Genomic DNA, 20,002 nt, shown 5'->3' on the forward strand with positions numbered 1-20,002 from the left:
GTGCGGCCCCGGCTCGGCGGGGCCGCACCACCGGACGTCAGCTGTTGTAGGCGCGACGCTTGTCCTCGCTGCTGCCGCCGCCCTGACCCTCGGTGAGAGCGGTGAGGTCGCCGATCTCGACCACGAGGTCGCCGTCCTCCGGGTCCGTGTTCTGCTGCTCGCTCATGAGTGCCTCCTTGAGAAACGAGGTGGGATTCCCCGGGGCCGCCCTGCAGCGGTCCGGGTTCGACCGCCCGTGAAGGGGGTCATTCCTGCTCCGGCGCTCGGGGCAGGAAGCTGTGGGGGTGGTGTGAGGTGCCTGGGGCTCGGCGGGAGGTGTTCTCGGCGCCGGGTGTATCCGAGCGCCACGGCGGCGGGAGAGCCGACGGACGGCGGCGCGGAGTGAGCGATGGGGATGGGTCAGCACCTGGCGTCGGGTCAACGGCTGGGCAGGGAGTTCCACCTCTGCCCAGACCCTCTTGCCGTGGCCGATCCGTTCGACGCCGTGGTTGAGGGCCAGGCGCTGGACCAGGAAAAAAGCCACGGCCGGACTCCTCGTCCGGCGTGGCGGAACGAGCAGCCGGAAGGTCGGCCGAGCCGTCGTGAACCTCGATCAGCAGCCGCTTTCGAACCGGGTGGATGTGCAGGCCGACCGTCAGGGTCGTTCCGGTGCCGTGTTGGACCGCGTTGGCCACGAGCTCCGAGGTGATCACTGCAAGGGCGTCCTTGGTGCAGTCGTCGAGGCTGGCTGGCTGTGAGTTTGGTTGGCGGCCCGTTGCCGATTGAAACCCTTGAAACCCGAGCCGGGAGGCGAGGCGCATGGCGCGTGGGCGGACGGCGAATCAGAAGCTGGCACACTTGCTCATGGAGTGCCGGTGGAAAAGCAACGGCGAGTTCGCCCGGTCGGTCAACCGGGTCGGAACCGAAGCCGGGTTCAGGCTCAGGTACGACGAGTCGGCCGTCTCCCATTGGCTCGCCGGAACCCGTCCCATGGCGAAGTACCGTCAAGTGGTCGTGGAGGTCCTGAGCCGGCGCCTCGGGAGGGTTGTCACCGCATTCGAGGCCGGTTTCGTGGATCAGCCTGATGAGCAGGAGCAATCCGTAGACATGATGAAAGGGCTACTTGATCTGGGGAGCGCTGATATGGATCCATCGCGCCGAGGCGTCCTCGCGGCCGGCCTCTACTCGGTCGCGCTGGCCGTTCCCGGGTGGCCGGATGTGGTGGGCCGGTTCGAAAGGCTGAGGGCCGATCCGCACAGCAGGATCGGGATGGGCGAGGTCGAGTCCGTCGTGGCGATGACGGAGCGGATCAGCGAGATTGACGACCAGTTCGGCGGGCGGACCGCACGGCCGATGGCGGCCGCGTTCATGGTCAACAACATCGTCCCGTATCTTCGCGCCACCGCCTCGGATGGAGTGCGCAAGGCGATGCTCTCCGCGGCGGCCGATCATCTCTATCTCACGGGATACATGGCCGTGGACGAGCGCTTGGACGCGCTCGGGCAGCACTACTACACCAAGGCGCTGGAACTTGCGCTCGCAGCGGGAGATCACCTCACCTACTGCACCACGCTGCGAGGCATGAGCGTGCAGGCCGTCGACCTCGGTCACGGTTCGCAGGCGGTGAGGCTCGCGGAAGCCGCGTCGAGCGCGTCTCCGCAGGCTGGGCCACGGATGCGTGCGTTTCTGGCGGGTCAGCAGGCGCATGCCCTCGCCCGGACCGGCGACCGTGCCGGGGCGCTGGCGATGCTGCGTGCGGCCGAAACCGCGATGGAGCAGGCCGAGTCCAGGGCCAAGGCCCACGGCTCGTACGATCCCGCGTCGCTCGCCTATCACGTGGCTCAGGTGAACCACGAACTGGGTGACCGGGAAGGCGCGATCAGGGCGCTGCAGCGTTCGGAGCGGATCAGGCCTGCCGTGTATCGGCGGGCCCGGGTTCGCCATCGGGCGATGCTTGCCGAGTGGCAAGTCGAAGTCGGCCGGCTCGAAGAGGGCGTCCGGAACCGGCACTTGGCCCTGGATGACTACCCGCAGGTGCGGTCGGGGCGGGCGGATGACCGGTTCAGGGCGATGATCGCTGCGACCGGGCCGCACGGCCGCAGTGTGCGGGTGCGTGAACTGCTGGAGCGGGCCCGGCCGATGGTGCCGGGGCGGGTGGGCTGAATCAGTCGAGCAGGGCGGTGAGTTCGGCGTCGAAGAGGACCTCGGGGTCGAACCGCATGCCGGTGAAGTGGCCGGCGAGTTCGAGGGACAGGACGCCGTGGAGGCGGGTCCAGAAGGTCAGGAAGAGGGCGAGGGCCTCGGGTGGGGCGGGGTGGTCGGCGGCCCAGGTGCGGTGGTCGGCGAGGTGGGTGCCGAGGGGGGTGGGGGCGGTCGGGGCGGCCGGGTGGAGGGTGGCGGCGCAGGCGTCCAGCAGGGTGGTGGCGATCTCCTGGGAGATGGCGGTGGTGTCCTCGGGGGCCTCGTAGCCGGGGATCGGGGTGCCGTAGACCAGCAGGTAGCGCTGGGGGTCGGCGAGGGCCCAGTCGCGCAGGGCGTGGGCGAGGGCGGTCAGGTCGGCGCCGTCGGAGGCGGCCGCGGCGAGGGTGTCGGCGAGGCTGCGGTAGGCCTCGCGGACGAGTTCGGTGATCAGCTCGTCGCGGTTGGCGAAGTAGCGGTAGAGGGCCGGGCCGCTCATGCCCATCTGCTTGGCGATCGCGTTGAGGGAGAGCGCGGAGGCGCCGGCCGTGGCGATCTGCTCCCAGGCGCGTTCCATGACCTCGGCGCGGACCTGGGTGCGGTAGCGCTCGCGGGGGGTGGTGGGGTCTGACTCGGCCATGGTTAGAAGGTATCACGGAAGCTATTGACTGTTGGATCGGTGAGGAGTTAGAACTTCTAACGAGAGAGATGGCCTCTAGGGAAGGAAACGCCATGTCGGGAATCCGGGCTGCCGTGATCACCGTTCCGCTCGCCGCCGTGCTGCTCGCCGGGGCCGCGGTTCCGGCCGGGGCGCACCCCGTCAAGGGGCTCACCTGCCGGGGCGCGGGCGTCGACCCCGCCGCGCAGGTGCGGTACCGGACGGAGGCGGTGATCGACGCTCCGCTGGGCGTGATCTGGAAGCTGCAGACGGACGTGGACCGCTGGCCGTCCTGGCAGCAGTCCGTCACCGGCGCCGAGCGCCTCGACCACGGCCGCTTCCGGGCCGGGTCGGCGTTCCACTGGACCACCCCGGTGCCGCCCGGGACCGGGATCCCGGCCACCGGTCTGGACATCACCTCGACCGTGCGGCAGGTCGGGGAGGGGTCCTGCATCCGCTGGACCGGTCCGGCGGTGGGGGAGGGGGTGCACATCGACGGCGTGCACGTCTGGACCTTCAGCAGGGTCGCCGGCGGGGTGAAGGTGAGCACCGAGGAGACCCACACCGGGCCGCAGGTCGACGGCAACGTGCCGATGGCGACCGCGATCCTCAGGGCGGGCCTGGAGGGGTGGCTGGCGGACCTCAAGGCCGCCGCCGAGGCGCAGGCGTCCGGGTGGACGCCTGCGCCCCGGTCGTGATCAGTCGGACAGGCGCTCCGCCGCCTCGTCGTCGCTCAGCGCCTCGATCTCCGCGATCAGCAGCTCCTCGACCCGGGCGGCGAGCGCGGCGGCCGTGGAGAGCTCGAAGGCGTCGCGGATCGGGACGTCCAGGCCGACGCCCGCGCGGATCCGGGCGACGACCCGGGTGACCAGCAGCGAGTCCCCGCCGAGTTCGAAGAAGTCGTCGAGGACGCCGACCCGCGGCACCCCCAGGACCTCCTGCCACAGCTGGGTGACCAGCTGCTCGGCGTCGGTCCGCGGGGCCACGTACCGGCTCGCGGCGGCCGCGGCCGGCTCGGGGAGGGCGGCGGTGTCGAGCTTGCCGTTGAGGGTGAGCGGCAGGGTGTCGAGGAGGACGACCGTGTCCGGGACCAGGTAGGCGGGGAGCCGTACGGCGAGGTGCTCGCGCAGCACGCCGGGGTCCGGCTCGGCGCCGGGGGCCGGGACGGCGTACGCGACCAGGCGGCGGCCGCCGAGCACGACGGCGGCGGCGCGCAGCACGTCCGGACGGGCGGTCAGGGCGGTCTCGATCTCGGCCGGCTCGATCCGGTAGCCGCGCAGCTTGATCTGCTCGTCGGTGCGGCCGAGGTAGTCGAGGGTCCCGTCGGTGCGCCAGCGGGCGCGGTCGCCGGTGCGGTACATCGTCCCGTCGGCGAACGGGTCCCCGACGAACGCGGCGGCCGTCAGGTCGGGACGGCCCAGGTAGCCGCGCGCCAGGCCGGTGCCGCCGATGTGCAGCTCGCCCTCCGAGCCGCGCGGCAGCAGGGCGCCGCGCTCGTCCAGCACGTACAGCCGCACGCCCGGCAGCGGGCGGCCGAGCGGCGGGCGGCGCCCGGCGTCCGGGGCACCGAGGTCGGCGGCGGTGACGATGACGGTGGCCTCGGTCGGGCCGTAGGTGTTGACCAGCCGCACCGTGTCGCCGTGCCGCTCCCGCCAGCGGGCGACGGCGTCGGCGCGGGCCTCGGAGCCGCCGAGCACCACCAGCCGCAGCGCGGCCGGCCACGGGGTGCGCTCGTCGTGCGAGACCAGCTCCTCCCAGTAGGCGGTCGGCAGGTCGAGCACGGTGACCGACGGGCCGTGCGGGCCGCGCAGCAGCTCGGGCAGGGTCCGGCCGCCGCCGGGGAGCAGGACGACGCACGCGCCGCCGGCGAGGGCGGGCCACAGCTCCTCGGCGTGGGTGTCGAAGCCGATCGAGGCGAACTGGACGATCCGGTCCCCGGGCGCGAGGCGGTAGCCGTCCGGGCCGGCCATCCAGTCGACCCGGGCGGCCAGGGCGGCGTGGTCGACGGCCACCGCCTTGGGGGTGCCGGTGGAGCCGGAGGTGTAGAGGACGTAGGCCAGGCCGGCCCGGTCCTCGGACGCCGCCGGGCCGGCGCCGGGCAGGACGCGCAGGCCCTCGCCGTCCTCGTCGGTCAGCAGCAGGACGGCGCCGGACTCGCGGACCATCAGCCGCCGCCGCTCCTCCGGGTGGGCCGGGTCGAGCGGCAGGTAGCCCGCGCCGGCCTTCCAGATCGCCAGCAGGGCCGTCACCAGCTCGAAGGAGGGCGCCAGCCGGACGGCGACCAGCTGTCCGGCGACCGGGCCGAGCCGCTCGGCCAGTTCGGTCGAGCGGCGGTCCAGCTCGGCGTAGGACAGGGTCCGGCCGTCGCACTCCAGCGCCGGGGCGTCCGGGGCGGCGGAGGCCCGTTCGGCGAAGCGGGCGAGGACGGGGCGGACCGTGGACGGAACGGCGGGACCGGTGCCGAGGGCGAGCAGCTCGGCGCGCTCCTCCGCCCCGATCAGCCAGTCGCCGTGCAGCGGCACCGCGGCGTCCTCGACGGCGGCGGCCAGCAGCGCGCGGCAGCGGGTGCCGAGCGCGGCCACCGTCGCCGGGTCGAGGACCTCCCGGTCGTACGAGAAGGAGAGCGTCAGACCGCCGTCCGGGGTGCGCCAGCTGTCCAGCAGCAGATCGGTCTTGGCGCGCTCGAAGCCGGAGTCCATGGAGGCGGTGCGCACCCCGGCGGGCAGCGGTGCGCCGCCCTCCTCCCCGGTCAGGTCGTACTGGCTCTGGTGGACGAACACCGCCTGGTAGAGCGGCGCCGCGCCGGCCTCGGCGGGCAGGTCCAGGTGGGCGGCGAGCCGCTCCAACGGGACGTCCTGGTGGCTCAGCGCACCCAGGGTGGCGGTGCGGACGCGGTGCAGCACGGTGCGGAAGCCGGGCTCGCCGGTGAGGTCGGCGCGGAGCACGCCGGTGCGGGCGAAGTAGCCGATCAGCTCCTCCTGCGCCGCCTCGGTGCGGCCCGCGAGCGGGGTGCCGACCACGAAGTCGGTGCTGCCGGTCCAGCGGGCCAGCACGCACTGGTAGGCGGCCAGCAGCACCATGAACGGGGTGCAGCGCTCGCGCCGCGCCAGCGCGTCCAGCGCCGCCGTCAGCTCCGGCTCCAGTGCCACCGCGGCGAAGCCCGCGGGGTGCCGCGGCTCGGCCGGGCGGGGGTGGTCCAGCGGCAGCCGCAGCCGGCCGGTGCCGGCCAGCTTCTCCGCCCAGTAGCGGAACGCCGTCTCGGCGCCGCCCGCCGCCGCGCGCTCCTGCTCGGCGCGCGCGACGTCGCCGTACCGCACGGCGAGCGGCGCGAGGTCGGCCGGGGCCTCGCCGAGCGCCTCCCGGTACAGCGCGAGCAGCTCGCGCCAGAGGATCTTGAACGACCAGCCGTCCGAGACGATGTGGTGGACGACCAGCATGAGCGCGTGCTCGTCCGGCCCGGAGGAGACCAGGACGGCGCGCAGCGGCGGGCGTCCGGCGAGGTCGAAGGGCGTGTTGACGGTGGGGCGGCAGGCCTCGGTGAAGTCCTGTTCGCCGGCTCCGGGGGCGAGCGCGACCAGGTCGAGCGGGACGGGCGCGGGCGCCTCGACCAGTTGGACGGGCGCCTCGCCGTCCAGGGCGAAGCGGGTGCGCAGCGGTTCGTGCCGGGCCGTCACCCGGTCCAGCGCGGTGCGCAGCGCGGCGACGTCCAGCGGGCCGCTCCAGCGGCGGCTCAGGTACATGTTGAAGCCGGCGTCGGCGGGGTGGAGCTGCTGCAGGAACCAGAGCCGGCGCTGTTCCTCGGTGAGCGGGTGGACGGCCTCGGCCGGGCGGGCGGCGCCGAGGGTCCGGTCGGTGGTGGTCATCGGGCGGCGGCCTCGGTTCCGGTACGGCGCGCGGGCGCGGCGGAGGGATCGGCGGAGGGTTCGGCGGGGAGGGAGTCGGACGGGGGCACGGCCTCGGCGCGGGCCGAGAGGGTGGCCAGGCCGACCAGGTCGTCGGGCTCGGCGTCGGGCACGTCGCGGTCGAAGTGGCGCAGCGCCGGGACGGCCAGGCAGACCGCCACGAGCAGGGCCATGGCGAGACCGAACAGCAGGTAGAGCAGGCCGATGCCGCGGCCCTCGCCGGTGCCGATCAGGCGGCCGACGGTGTCGGCCAGCGCGCCGTTCTCGTCGATCCACGGCTGGACCAGACGCGGCCCGAGCGGGGCGACGACGGCGAAACCGACCGGGAGGGTGGACCAGGCCACCATGGTGTTGACCGCGATCACCCGGCCGTGGAAGCGCAGCGGCACCTTGGTCTGCACGATCGTCGCGTAGACGCCGTTGACCAGGCCCAGCGTGTACGCCATGCCGAACGCGCCGAGCGCCACCGGCCAGACGCTCGGGCGCAGGCCGGTCACCAGGCAGGCGGCGGCCAGGCCGAGGGTCGAGAACAGGACGCCGCGCAGCCGCAGCCGGCGCGGCCCGCCCCAGATCAGCAGGGTCAGACCGCCGAGCACGGCGCCGAGCCCGGCCGCGACCGAGACCCAGCCCGCGGCCGCGAGCGGGGCGAAGGAGAGCACCAGCGGGGTGGTGAGCAGGAACAGCGGGGACAGGAAGATGTTGAGCACCGCGAAGAACAGCAGCATGGCCCGGAAGTGCCGGCTGCCGAGCGCCCGCCGGAACCCGGCCCGGATCTCGGCGGTGACGCTCTCGCGGCGCCGCGCGGCCATCACGTCGGGGAAGCGCACGGCCAGGGTGACGCCGGTGGCGACCACGTAGCTGGCGACGTCCATCACGAGGATGCCGCCGAGGCCGAGCGCCGACAGCAGACCGACCGCGAACAGCGGGACCAGGAACTGGGCGAGGCCGAAGGCCATCTGCACGACGCCGTTGGCACGGCCGAGGAAGCGCTTCGGGACGAGCTGCGGCACGGCCGAGTTCCAGGCCAGCCGTTGGAAGGTGAGTGCCGTCGACAGCATCGCGATCAGCACGTACGCGTGCCAGACCTGGAGGGAGTCGGCGAGGTAGAGCAGCAGCATCACCGCCTGGGTGAGGCCTGCCGCGACGTCGCCGTACAGCATGATCCGGCGGCGGTCGCCGCGGTCCACGAGGGCGCCGGCGATCGGCGCGGTGAGGATGCCGGGGACGAGGCCGCAGGCGGCCAGCAGGCCGAACTGGGCGAGCGAGCCGGTGGTGAGGTAGATCCACACCGGGAGGGCGAACTCGGTGAGCGCCGAGCCGATCATCGAGATCTGCTGGCCGGCGGCGACACCGAGGAAGCGGCGCATGGTCGGGCGCACCGCGGTGGACGCGGCGGGGGCCTGTGCGGCGTCGCGGGACAGCCCGGCCAGCCACCAGGTGGCGCCCTCGGTGCGCCGGTGCCGGTCCTCCTCGCCGTCCGCCACCGAGCGGTGCACGGTGGTGAGGATCTCGGCGAGTTCGGCGGCCCGGTACTTGAGGTAGAAGTGGCCCGCCTCGTCGAGCACCACGACACCGGTGGTGTCGCTGAGCCGGTGCCACTCGTGGTACCGCTCCTCGTAGAACTCGGTGGCCGGGTCCCGGTCGCCGCAGACCGCGTAGACCGGGGCGTTGATCCGGCCGTCCTCGCTCTCGAACAGCCGGGTGAAGTACTGCTCGGCCTCCCGGGTGCCGATCCGCCGGTTGGCGACCATCAGCCGCAGCTGCTCGGTGCCGACCTCGTCGGTGTCCAGGCCGGCCGCCGCGAGGGCGTTGATCATGCCCTGGTCGCTGCGGAGCCTGTCGGCGGTGCGGGCCCACCACTCGCCGACGGCGGCGCCGCGGCCGCGCGGGCGGGCGAACGGGAAGATGCCGCCGAGGTGGATCGCGTCGATCTCGCGGCCCGCGGCCTCGACCCGCCGGGCGATCTCGACGGCGAGCCGGACGCCGACCCCACAGTGGCCGTACAGGACGATCCGGCCCTCGACGTTGTCGAGGATCTCCTGGGCGCAGCCGGCCGCCACCTCGTCGACGTCCATCGCCTCCTCGCCCAGCTCGTGGCCGGGGACGGCGAGCGAGTGCAGGGCCCAGTCGGCGGGCAGGGCGTCGGCGAGCGGCTTGTAGATGAGCGCGCTGCCGCCGCCGTACGGCGCGCAGACCAGGCTCGCGCCGACCTTGCGGCCGGGCGGGGTGAGCAGGTGCAGCAGGCTGCGCGGTCCGCGGTCGGCGTGCGGGTCGCTGACCAGGGCGGCCAGCCGGCGTACGGTGGGGTACTTGAAGAGGTCCATCACCCCGACAGGGGTGGGGAGTTCGGGGTAGCGGCGGCGCAGCTTGGCGACCACCTGGGTGGCCAGCAGGGAGTGCCCGCCGAGCTCGAAGAAGTCGTCCAGAGCGCCGACCCGGGGCACGCCCAGCAGCTCGGCCCACAGCGCGGCGAGGAACTCCTCGGCCTCGCCCTCGGGTTCGACGAACTCGCCGCTGGCGGCGGGTTCCTCGGGCTCGGGCAGGTTGCGCCGGTCGACCTTGCCGTGGGCCAGCAGCGGAAGCCGCTCCAGCACCACGAAGCGGGCCGGGACCATGTAGTCGGGCAGCACCTCGGAGAGGGTGTCGCGCAGCTCGGCCGCGGCCGGGGCCGGGCCGTCGCCCGGGTGCTCCAGGTAGGCGACCAGGGTCTGCCGCAGCCCTTCGCCGCGGGCCAGTACGACGGCCTGGGTGATGCCGGGCAGGGCGGTGAGGGCGGCCTCGACCTCGCCGGGCTCGACCCGGTAGCCGCGCACCTTGATCTGGTCGTCGGCCCGGCCCAGGTAGTCGAGCGTGCCGTCGGCGCGCCAGCGGGCCAGGTCGCCGGTGCGGTAGAGCCGGTCGCCGGCGGCGCCGAACGGGTCGTCGACGAAACGCTCGGCGGTCAGGTCGGGGCGGCCCAGGTAGCCGCGGGCCAGCCGGTCGCCGCCCAGGTACAGCTCGCCCGTGACGCCCGGTGGCACCGGCTGCATCGCCCCGTCGAGGACGTAGCAGCGGGCGCCGGCGAGCGGGGTGCCGATCGGGGTGCTGCCGGGGCCGGCGGCCTCGGCGGTGACCTCGTGGACGGTCACGCCGACGGTCGCCTCGGTCGGGCCGTAGTGGTTGAAGACCGCGCACCGGCCGAGGGCGGCGAGCTCGGCGGCCCACGGCCAGGCCGAGGCCTCGCCGCCGAGCACCAGCGCCCGGCGCGGCAGCAGCCGCTCCATCGGGGCGTCGGCGCCGAGCGCGGCCAGGTGGGAGGGCGTCATCTTGAGGTAGTCGAGCTCCAGGCGCTCGATCCGCTCGGCGAGTTCGGCGCCCGCGATGCGGCGCGGCAGCAGGTGGACCCGGCCGCCGGTGCTCAGCGCGAGGTAGAGCATGGTGATGCTGAAGTCGAAGGAGAGCGACTGCAGCAGCCCGTAGCCGGCCCCCGGTTCGATCCGCAGCCGCTCCCGCACCCCGGCCAGGTAGTTGAGGATCTGGCGGTGTTGGACGGCGACGCCCTTGGGGGTGCCGGTGGAGCCGGAGGTGTAGATGACGTAGGCGAGTTGCTCCGGCCCGGAGGTCTCCTCCAGCGGCCGCGGGTCGCGCTGCGCGGGGTCGGCGTCCAGCAGCAGCGCGGCGCCCCCGTAGCCGGGGAAGCGCTCGCGCAGCGCCGAGTCGGTGAGCAGCACCCGCACGTCGGCGTCGGCCACCAGGTGGGCGAGGCGGGCGGGCGGCTGCTCCGGGTCCAGCGGCAGGTAGGCGCCGCCGGCCTTCAGGACGGCGACCAGGGCGACGGCCAGATCGGGCGACTGCTCCAGGCAGACCGCGACCCGGTCGTCCGGCCCGACGCCGAGCGCCCGCAGCCGGCGGGCGAGGCCGGTGGCGCGCTCGTCCAGCTCGCGGTAGTCGACGGTGCGGCCCTCGAACTCCAGGGCCGGGCGGTCCGGGTGGGCGCGCGCGGTGTCGGCGAGCAGGGCGGTGAGGGTGCGCGGGCCGTCGGCCGGGTCGGGCAGCGCCGGTCCGGCCGCCCACCGCTCCAGGACGTCCTGCCGCTCGCCGGGGGTGAGCAGCGGCAGCCGGGACACCGGCCGCTCCGGGTCGGCCACCGCCGCCGCGACCAGCAGCTCGAAGCGCTCGACCAGCTGCCGCACGGTGGCGGCGTCGAACAGGTCGGTGCGGTAGGTGACCAGCCCGTACAGGCCGCCGTCGGACTTCTCCCGCAGGTAGAAGGCGAGGTCGGTGCGGGTGGTGGCGGCCTCGTGCCCGAAGCCCTCGGAGGCCGGCACGCCGGGGGCGTCGGGGGCGGTGGCGGCGCCGCGGTCGCCGTAGTTCTGGAAGGCGAAGCTGACCTGGAAGACGGCGGAGCGGCTGACGTCGCGCTCGATGTCGAGGTCGGCCACCATCTGCTCGAACGGCACCTCCTGGTGGGTGTACGCGTCGAGGGTCGTGCCGCGCACCCGGCCCACCAGCTCGGCGAAGCCGGGATCGCCCTCCAGCCGGGCCCGGATCGGCAGCATGTTGACGAACAGGCCGACCATGCCTTCGAGTTCGCGGTGGAGGCGGCCGGCGACGGCCGATCCGATCGCGAAGTCCCGCTGCCCGGCGTGCCGGCCGAGCAGGGCCTGCAGCGCGGCCATCAGCACCATGTACCCGGAGGCGTTCGAGGCGCGCGCCAGGGCGGCGACGCCCCGGCCGAGTTCGGGGCTCCAGTGGAACTCGGTGGCGGCGCCCTCGAAGGTCACCACCGGCGGCCGGGGCCGGTCGGTGGGCAGCTCCAGGGCGGGGACGTCGCGCAGCTCCTCGCGCCAGTACGCGCGGGAGCCGGCCAGCGCCTCGCCGGCCAGCCGCTCGCGCTGCCAGCACGCGTAGTCGCCGAACTGCACGGGCAGTTCCGGCAGCCGGTCCGGGGTGCCGTGCGCGTGCCGGGCGTAGAGCGCGTCGAGTTCGCGGTGCAGCAGGTCGAGCGACCAGCCGTCGCTGACGATGTGGTGCATGACCAGGGCGAGCACGTGCTCGTCCGGGGCGGTGCGCACCAGCAGGGCGCGCAGCAGCGGGCCGGCGGCGAGGTCGAACGGCTCCGCCACCCGCGCGCCGAGCTCCCGGGCGGCGCGGGCCGCCGGGTCCGGGTCGTCCGCCGCGTCGACGAACTCGGCCGCGCACGGGGCCGGTTCGGCGATCCGGACCTGCGCGGTGCCGTCGGGGGTGGCGGGGAAGGACATCCGCAGCGCCTCGTGCCGGGCGAGCAGGTCGGTGAGGGCGGCGTCGAGCGCGGTGCGGTCGAGCGGGCCGCGCATCCGGCGGGCCGGGGCGAGTGTCCAGGCGGTGGAGCCGGGGGCGAACTGGTCCATGAACCAGAGCCGTTCCTGGCCGCTGGAGAGCGGCACCTCGGCGCCCGGGGGCCGGGCGGGGACGGTGCTCGCGGGGGTGGGTCCGGTGGCGTCCGCGGAGCCGGCCGCGGCGGCGCGCAGCCGCTGGGCCAGCAGGGCGCGCTTGGTCGCGGACAACCCGGCGGCGGGGTCCTGGAGGTCGGTCATCGGGTGTTCCATTCGGCGCACGTCAGGGCGGTGGGCGTCGTGCCGTCGGGCGGGGTCGCCGCGAGGCCGGGCCGCCGCGGGGAAGGGGAGGCGAGGGCGCAGGGAGGGAGACGCGGGAGCAGGGAGACCGCGGGCGCGGGGCGCGGGCGGCGCGGTGGTGACCGCGCCGCCCGCGGGTCAGCGCAGTTCGCGGACGGCCGCGGCGATGCCGAGCGGGGTCGGGGTGGCGAAGAAGACGTCGAAGTCCAGCTCGACGCCGAGCAGGTCGCGGATCCTGGCGGTGATCTGGATGATCGTCAGGGAGTGCCCGCCGAGTTCGAAGAGGTCCTCCTCGGGGCCGAGGTCGGGCAGCCGCAGCACCTCGGACCAGATCCCGAGGACGGCGGTGAGCACCTCGTCCCGGTCCTGTGCGCCGTCGGGTGCGGCGGCGGCCGTCTCGACCGGCACCGGCGGGACGGGCAGCGCGCGCCGGTCCAGCTTGCCGTTGGGCGTCAGCGGCAGCCGGTCGAGGACCAGGAAGCGCTGCGGGACGGCGGCGCCGGGCAGCTTCTGCTGGAGGAAGGCGCGGAGTTCGGCGGGGGCGGGGGCGGCGCTCCCGGCGGCCGGGACGAGGTACCCGGCGACGAACGGCTCCTCGCCGTCCTCCTCCCGGTGCACCGCGGCGGCGGCCTCGGCGAGGGCCGGGTGGGCGAGCAGCGCGGACTCGATCTCGCCCAGCTCGATCCGGTGGCCGCGGATCTTGACCTGGTCGTCCAGCCGGCCGAGGAACTCCAGGTCGCCCTCGGGGGTCCAGGCGACCAGGTCGCCGGTGCGGTAGAGCCGGTCGCCGGGCGCGCCGAAGGGGTCCTCGACGAAGCGCTCGGCGGTCAGCTCGGGCCGCCCGAGGTAGCCCTCGGCGAGGCCGTCGCCGCCCAGGTACAGCTCGCCCGGCACCCCGATCGGCAGCGGCCGGCGCCGGGCGTCCAGCACATGGGCGCGGGTGTTGGCGATCGGCCGGCCGATCCGGACGGCCTCGGGGGCGGCCGGGAGTTCGGCGCAGGTGGACCAGATGGTGGTCTCGGTCGGTCCGTAGACGTTGAGCAGCCGGTCGGTGCCGGCCCGCAGCTGCCGGGCCAGCGGCAGCGGCAGGGCCTCGCCGCCGACCAGGCCGGTCAGCCCGGACGGCAGCGGTCCGGCGCCGAGCAGGACCCGCCAGCCGGAGGGGGTGGCCTGGACGTGGGTGACGCCCTCGCGCTCGACCAGGGCGCGCAGCCCGGGCCCGTCGACGGCCAGGCCGTCGGGGGCCAGCACCAGCCGCCCGCCGGTGGTCAGCGGCAGCAGCAGTTCGAGGGCGGAGATGTCGAAGGAGAGCGAGGTGAGGCCGAGCCAGACGTCCCGGGGGCCGGAGCCGAGCCGGTCGGCGAAGGCGGCGAGCAGGTTGACCAGTGCCCGGTGGCCGATCTCCACGCCCTTGGGGCGGCCGGTGGAGCCGGAGGTGTAGAGGACGTAGGCGAGCCGGCCCGGGGCGGTCCCGGCGGGCGCGGGCGCGTCCCCCGCCGCCGGGAGGCGGAGCACGGCCGGGGCGGCGGCGGCCACCTCGGGCGCCGGCTCGCGGTCGGCCAGCAAGAGGGCGGCGCCGGAGTCGGCGAGCACGAAGGCCAGCCGCTCGGCCGGGTAGCCCGGGTCCAGCGGCAGGTAGCCCGCGCCGACGGCGTGCACGGCGAGCAGCGCGGCCGGCAGGTCGGCGGTGCGGGCGAGGTGCAGGCCGACCAGGTCGTCCCGGCCGATGCCGGCCGCGGTCAGCGCGCCGGCGAGCCGCTCGGCGCGCTCCAGCAGCTCGCGGTAGGTGAGCCGCTGCTCGCCGGCGACCACGGCGAGCGCGTCCGAGGCGGCGGCGGCCCGCTCGCGGACCAGGTCGAGCACGGTCCGCTCGGCCGGGTAGGCGTGGGCGGTGTCGTTCCAGGCGGTGGTGACCAGGCGCTGCTCGGCGGCGTCGAGCAGCGGCAGGTCGCCCAGCGCCGTGCCGGGGTCGGCCGCGGCGGCGGCGAGCAGGGTGGCGAGGTGGCCGGCGACCCGCCGGGCGGCGGGCGCGGCGAGCACGGCCGGGTCGTACTGGAGGGAGAAGTCGATCGCCTCCGCGTCCTCGACGGCCTGCAGGTGCAGGGTGTTGCGGGCCGCGTGGTGGAAGACCGCCCAGTCGACCCGGGTCCCGCTGCCCGGGAAGACCGGCTCGGCGGTGGTGCGGCGGCGGTAGCCGAAGGAGACCGGGGCGAGCCCGGCCCGGGGGGTGAGTCCGGGCACGGCGGTGCCGAACGGGACGGCCCGGTGGGCCGAGACCAGCCGGACCTCGCGGCGCACGGCCCGGGCGTAGGACGCGAAGCCGCTGTGCCCGTCGGCGTCGGCCGGGGCGTACACGGGCAGCTCGTTGACGAACAGGCCGATCGCCTCGTGCTGCCCGGGGCGGCGGGTGCCGAACGGGACGGCGACCGGGACGGCCTCGCCGCCGTAGCGGTGCAGCAGGCCGTGCAGGGCGGCGAGCAGGAACTCGAAGACGGTGACCCCGGCCTCCCGGGCGGCCCGCGCGACGGCGGCCCGGCCGGGGCCGTCCAGCCGCCAGGTGACGGCCTCGCCGGGGCCGGCGTCGGTGGTGGCCCGCGCGCCGCCGGGCAGCACCGGGTCGGTGGCGGCGGCCCAGCGGGGGCCGTGGAAGGCGGCGGCCGCCTCGACGAGGGCGGCGTCGGGCTCGCGGGGGGCTTCGGCGGCCACGGCCGCGGCGGGCTCCCCACCCGCGAGGGCGGCGGCGTACGCGGCGGCCAGGTCGGCGACGAGCACGTCCTTGGAGTTCCCGTCGAAGACCGCGTGGTGGGCGACCACCAGCAGCTCGGCGCCGCCGTCCGGCCGCTGGTGCAGGGTGAACCGGGCGAGCGGTCCGGCGGCGAGGTCGAAGGGGAGGGCGAGCTCCTCGGCGAGCCGCTTGGCGATCGCCTCGCCGCTGTCGGCGGCCGTGTCGAGGACGGCGAGCGCGGGGGCCCGTCCGGCGGGTATCCGGTGGACCACGCCGTCCCGCTCGACCAGGGCGGCCCCGAGCGCGGGGTGCCGGGCCGCGGTGGCGGCGACGGCGCGGGCGAGCGCCGCGGTGTCGATCCGGTCGAAGGCGAGGCGCAGGGCGAGGTGGAAGACCTCGGGAACGTGCGTGAGTCTGCTGGTGAGCCAGATCCCGTGCTGGGCGGGGGAGGCGGGCCCGGTGGCGTCCGTCGCTCTCACGGGTTCCCCCGCGGCGGAGGCGGGGTCGGGCCGGTTGGGGGAGTCGGACATGCTGTGCTCGATTCGGGAGTCGGAGACGGAGCTGCGGGGCACCCGTCCGAGCGGTGTCCGTGGCGGCGCGGACGCGGCACGGCGCGGTCGGGCGGCGCGGCTGCCGAAGGGTGGCCGGCCCGCCCCGCGGACCGGTCGGCAGGACGCCGAGGCATGGCCGGCCCGACTCCCAGGATTCCCCCCTGAAGCGTCAGGCGATCCGATCCTCTCCCCCGTTCGAAGATCATTGGCCTGGACCTGCCGAGAGATTTCCACAGACCACATGCCTCGTCAAGGGTTGTCCACGACCTGGCCGGTGCCTGCCGACGGTTCGTCAACTACCTTCCTTTTCCGGGATTCCCGGGAATTTGAAGGAGTGCCGTCAAATACCGTGCGGAGGGTGCTGTCAAGAGTTCTGCGCCGGGTGTCGCCGGGGGTGGCGAGTGCGGGCCAAGTTGTCTGTACAGCTCAGGGTTCATTGTCCGTCACCGACGCGCCATCGAACCCGCCGCTCCCGTCCACCTGGGGCCCGTACACATAACGGGTCTGGACCAAAGCGTCCGACCACCCCCGCTGTGTACAAGGAGCCACCCCCGATGAGTCCGAAGCCCGAACTGTCGCGCCGCACCCTGCTCGGCGGCGCGGCGGCGGCCGCCGTGCTGTCCGCCCTCCCGCTCAGCGTGCGCGAGGCGCTCGCCGCGCCGGCCCGCCCCGGCCGGCTGGCGGACATCCAGCACGTCGTGGTGTTCATGCAGGAGAACCGCGCCTTCGACCACTACTTCGGCACCCAGGCCGGCGTCCGCGGCTTCGGCGACCGCACGGCGGTGCGCGGCGTCAACGGCCGCTCGGTCTTCCACCAGCCCGACCCCGGCCGCAAGGAGGGCTACCTGCTGCCCTTCGCGATGAACGCCGCCCACACCAACGCCTACCAGCAGGGCGCCCCCGCGTTCGGCTTCGTCGACTCGATGAAGGCCTGGAACGACGGCCTCGCCGACGGCTCGGTCACCCGCCGCTCCGGCGGCTGGCTCGGCCAGGGCTACTACGAGAGCGCCGACATGCCCTTCTACCACGCGCTCGCCTCGGTGTTCACCACCTGTGACGCCTACTACGCGTCGGTGCAGTGCAACACCAACACCAACCGCGACCACCTCATGACGGGCACCAGCGGCGGCACCGTCCGGGACACCCCGGTCACCGACAACACCGAGATCCCCGGCGGCTACGAGTGGACCACCTACGCCGAGCGCCTGGAGAAGGCCGGCGTCAGCTGGAAGACCTACCAGGCGCTGGACAACTTCGACGACAACGCGCTCGCCTGGTTCACCCCCTTCGTCAAGGCCGAGCCCGGTGAGCCGCTCTACGAGCGCGGCATGCGCGCCGTCGGCGACCCGGCCAAGAAGAACGACCCCTTCGCGATGGGCGACGCCCTGGTCGAGGCCTTCGCCGCCGACGTCCGGGCCGACACCCTGCCGCAGGTCTCCTGGATCGTCGCCCCCGCCGCGCTCTCCGAGCACGCCAACTACGCGCCGCCGAACGGCGAGCACCTCACCGCCCGGCTGCTGGCGGCCCTCGCGGCCGAGCCCGAGGTGTGGCAGAAGACCGTCTTCATCCTCAACTACGACGAGCACGGCGGCTTCATGGACCACCAGCTGCCGCCCGTCCCGCCGCTGGCCGCCGGCCGCGGCAAGTCCACCGTGCCGGTCGACGGCGAGGTCGTCGTCCGGGTGAGCAAGGGCGGCTCCAGCTACCACCGGGTGGTCGGCCAGGACGGCAGGTACCGGGTCAAGGCCGCCGACGGCTCGCTGACCTGGTCCGACACCCTGCCCGCAGGCGAGACCCTGGTCTCCGGCCCCTACCCGATGGGCCTGGGCGTGCGGGTGCCGATGGTCGTCGTCTCGCCGTGGACCCGCGGCGGCGTCGTCGACTCCACCGTCTACGACCACACCTCGGTGCTGCGCTTCCTGGAGCAGCGCTTCGGCATCCAGGAGCCCAACATCAGCCCCTGGCGGCGCTCGGTCTGCGGCGACCTCACCAACGTCTTCGACTTCTCCGGCCGCGACCCGCGCTGGCCCGAGCTGCCGGACACCAGCGGCAACCGCCAGAAGGTCACCGACACCGGCAAGCTGCCCGCGCCCACCGTGCCCAACCCGCAGGTCTTCCCGCAGCAGGCGCGCGGCACCCGGGCCGCCCGCCCGGCCCCGTACAACCTGATCGTCAAGCCGCGCCTCAAGGGCGACCAGCTGACCGTCGACTTCATCAACCAGGGCAAGCAGGGCGCCGTCCTCGCCGTCTACCCGGAGCCCGGCACCCCGCCGCGCCACTACACCGTCGGCGCCAAGTCCCGGCTCTCCGACGTCTGGACGGTCGGCCGCGACGGCTACGACCTGCGCGTGCACGGCCCCAACGGCGCGCTGTGGCACCTGCGCGGCACCGTCGACGCGCCCTACGAGATCTCGCTCTCCGAGGAACACGACGGCAAGGTGCTGGAGGTGGACGTGATCAACCGCTCGCGCACCGCCCAGACCTTCCTGGTCGGCGACCTCGCCTACGGCGACGGCCTGCGCGAGGTCCGGGTCGCCGCCGGCGACGACAGGACCGTCAACGTCAAGGTCGGCCCCGAGGGCTGGTACGACGTCGCCGTCGGCGTCCGCGGCGAACTGGGCTTCCGCCGCCGGATCGCCGGCCGCTTCCCCTGGGACGGCGAGCGCCTGCTCACCGACCCGGCGATGGGCCTGGCCGACCCGCTGGCCGTGGACGTCGCGCTCAAGGCCGCCTCGACCACCATCGACGAGGCGATCCTGCTGCCCGGACGCCCGGCCCGGGTCACCGCCCGCTTCACCGCCGCCACCGCGCTCACCGCGCTGGAGGCGCAGCCGGTCGTCCCGGCCGGCTGGACGGTCGCCGCCGTCACCGCCGCGCCCGCCTCGCTCGCCGCCGGGGCCACCGCCACCGCCGAGTGGGACGTCACCCCGCCCGCCCAGCTGCCGGACGGCGCCACCCACCGCGTCCTGGTCACCGCCCGGGCGCAGGCCGGCGACCGCTTCGCCGTCGCCGACGGCGAACTCGCCGCCCGCACCGCGCCGGTGATGGCCGGCCACCTGCTCGGCGAGGACTTCGAGTCGCTGGCCGGCGCGCTCCAGCCGGTCGGCGGCGTCCTCGGCTGGACGCCGCAGGCGCCGCAGGGCTGGTCGGTGGTCAACGCGCCGGGCATGCCGCAGGGCACCACCCGCCTCCAGGGCTGGACCTTCCACGCCAAGCGCGAGTGGTCGAGCCCGGCCGGCCAGGACCGCGGCAACTTCACCCGCGGCCTGGGCATCCTGGCCGTCGCCGACCCGGACGACTGGGACGACACCGGCTCGCCGTCCAAGAAGGGCGTCTTCGACTCGACCCTGGTCTCGCCCGCCGTGCCCGTCCCGGCCGGCGCCGCCACCCTGTACCTGGGCTTCGACTCGCACTACCGGCAGGAGGCCCCGCAGAAGGCCGCGGTCACCGCGGTGTTCGACAACGGCACCGAGACCCGCCTGGTGTTCTACAGCTCCGACGCCACCGGCAACGACAACGCCGGCAAGGACGTCCAGAACACCTTCGTCGCCAAGCAGTTCGCCGTCCCGGCGGGCGCCCGCAGCGTGACGCTGAAGTTCCGGATGTACGACGCCGGGAACAACTGGTTCTGGGCCGTCGACCACATCCGGCTGGACACCAAGCCGATCACCGGCTGACGTCCCGCGCGCAGCGCGCCGACGGCCCACCGGTCCGGCACCGGGGGCCGTCGGCGCGTTCGGGCCCGGCCGGGGCGCAGGCGGGAGCGCGCATATGCCGGAAACAAGTGCGCCGGCGCACTGTCAACCGTCGCGAACGCGTCGCGCGCCGCCCCGCGCCGGGCCGGAAAGCCACTGGCCGTGTACATGATCACCCCGGTAGGAATGGGTGACCGGCGCGGATCGCCCGCGCCGTGGAGAGGAGCCGCTCCGTGTCCCGTCTTCGTGCCGCCGCCCTGGCCGTCGGCTGCGCCGCCGCCGCGCTGACCCTGACCACGACCACCGCTCAGGCCGCCCCCGGCGACACCCAGAACGTCTGCGCCAGCCAGCTCACCCCCAGCGGCTGGGTCGACGTCCAGTGGTGGAACGACCTGAGCTGTTCCTCGACCTTCAGCCCCAACAAGAAGCAGATCAAGCAGGTCGCCGGCCTGCCGATCGGCACCACGCTCACCGTCTGCGCGTCGACGTACCAGCCGGCCGGCTGGGTGCAGCTCTCCTCGTTCTACACCAGCAGCTGCAACTACTCGGCCGTGCCGAGCCTCAACAACAACGCCTGGCAGATCAAGCGCGTCTCCTGACGCCTCGCGGGCGGCGTGCCGACGGCCCACCGGTCCACCACCGGTGGGCCGTCGGCGTGCCCCGGGCCCGGCGGCGCCAGACTGGGCGCACCCCGTCCACGACCCACCCGGGAGACCACCG

General features: G+C 74.8%; 9 protein-coding genes. 4 read left to right on the plus strand and 5 right to left on the minus strand.

Annotation, left to right across the window (positions count from 1 at the left end; genetic code table 11):
* Positions 1 to 37 precede the first annotated feature (37 nt).
* Positions 38 to 166, minus strand: a complete 129-nt coding sequence (locus ACFC0B_RS05125) for an albusnodin family lasso peptide (RefSeq protein WP_376082423.1) — start codon at positions 164 to 166, stop codon at positions 38 to 40.
* A 632-nt stretch (positions 167 to 798) separates the two neighbouring features.
* Here ACFC0B_RS05125 and ACFC0B_RS05130 point away from each other — a divergent pair.
* Positions 799 to 2,142 (plus strand): tetratricopeptide repeat protein, encoded by a 1,344-nt coding sequence (locus ACFC0B_RS05130; protein ID WP_376082426.1) that lies wholly within the window; start codon positions 799 to 801, stop codon positions 2,140 to 2,142.
* Position 2,143: 1 nt separating this feature from the next.
* On the opposite strand, the gene ACFC0B_RS05135 is transcribed toward ACFC0B_RS05130, so the two are convergent.
* Positions 2,144 to 2,797: a TetR/AcrR family transcriptional regulator gene (locus ACFC0B_RS05135; protein ID WP_376082428.1), complete on the minus strand. Its 654-nt coding sequence runs from the start codon at positions 2,795 to 2,797 to the stop codon at positions 2,144 to 2,146.
* Positions 2,798 to 2,889: 92 nt separating this feature from the next.
* Here ACFC0B_RS05135 and ACFC0B_RS05140 point away from each other — a divergent pair, with 92 nt between their 5' ends.
* Complete coding sequence (locus ACFC0B_RS05140; protein WP_376082431.1) at positions 2,890 to 3,513, plus strand: SRPBCC family protein; 624 nt, start codon at positions 2,890 to 2,892, stop codon at positions 3,511 to 3,513.
* Here the strand turns inward: ACFC0B_RS05140 and ACFC0B_RS05145 are convergent, their stop codons facing one another.
* The 3 genes from ACFC0B_RS05145 to ACFC0B_RS05155 all read right to left on the minus strand — a co-directional run bounded on the left by ACFC0B_RS05145 (position 3,514) and on the right by ACFC0B_RS05155 (position 15,515).
* Positions 3,514 to 6,678, minus strand: a complete 3,165-nt coding sequence (locus ACFC0B_RS05145; protein WP_376082434.1) for an amino acid adenylation domain-containing protein — start codon at positions 6,676 to 6,678, stop codon at positions 3,514 to 3,516. It abuts the gene before it with no gap.
* Complete coding sequence (locus ACFC0B_RS05150; RefSeq protein WP_376082436.1) at positions 6,675 to 12,272, minus strand: amino acid adenylation domain-containing protein; 5,598 nt, start codon at positions 12,270 to 12,272, stop codon at positions 6,675 to 6,677. The genes ACFC0B_RS05145 and ACFC0B_RS05150 overlap by 4 nt, the downstream gene beginning before the upstream one ends.
* A gap of 177 nt (positions 12,273 to 12,449) precedes the next feature.
* Positions 12,450 to 15,515, minus strand: a complete 3,066-nt coding sequence (locus ACFC0B_RS05155; RefSeq protein WP_376082438.1) for an amino acid adenylation domain-containing protein — start codon at positions 15,513 to 15,515, stop codon at positions 12,450 to 12,452.
* A gap of 626 nt (positions 15,516 to 16,141) precedes the next feature.
* Here ACFC0B_RS05155 and ACFC0B_RS05160 point away from each other — a divergent pair.
* Entirely contained in the window at positions 16,142 to 19,264 is a 3,123-nt protein-coding gene (locus ACFC0B_RS05160; protein ID WP_376082441.1) for a phosphocholine-specific phospholipase C, read from the plus strand.
* A gap of 251 nt (positions 19,265 to 19,515) precedes the next feature.
* Complete coding sequence (locus ACFC0B_RS05165; protein ID WP_376082443.1) at positions 19,516 to 19,881, plus strand: hypothetical protein; 366 nt, start codon at positions 19,516 to 19,518, stop codon at positions 19,879 to 19,881.
* Positions 19,882 to 20,002 lie beyond the last annotated feature (121 nt).

The organism is Kitasatospora sp. NPDC056184 (assembly GCF_042268405.1).
GTDB lineage: Bacteria > Actinomycetota > Actinomycetes > Streptomycetales > Streptomycetaceae > Kitasatospora.

Coding starts and splice junctions, on each gene's coding strand:
- ACFC0B_RS05125 (WP_376082423.1), bottom strand. CDS start 166: ATGAGCGAGCAGCAGAACACGGACCCGGAGGACGGCGACCTCGTGGTC.
- ACFC0B_RS05130 (WP_376082426.1), top strand. CDS start 799: ATGGCGCGTGGGCGGACGGCGAATCAGAAGCTGGCACACTTGCTCATG.
- ACFC0B_RS05135 (WP_376082428.1), bottom strand. CDS start 2,797: ATGGCCGAGTCAGACCCCACCACCCCCCGCGAGCGCTACCGCACCCAG.
- ACFC0B_RS05140 (WP_376082431.1), top strand. CDS start 2,890: ATGTCGGGAATCCGGGCTGCCGTGATCACCGTTCCGCTCGCCGCCGTG.
- ACFC0B_RS05145 (WP_376082434.1), bottom strand. CDS start 6,678: ATGACCACCACCGACCGGACCCTCGGCGCCGCCCGCCCGGCCGAGGCC.
- ACFC0B_RS05150 (WP_376082436.1), bottom strand. CDS start 12,272: ATGACCGACCTCCAGGACCCCGCCGCCGGGTTGTCCGCGACCAAGCGC.
- ACFC0B_RS05160 (WP_376082441.1), top strand. CDS start 16,142: ATGAGTCCGAAGCCCGAACTGTCGCGCCGCACCCTGCTCGGCGGCGCG.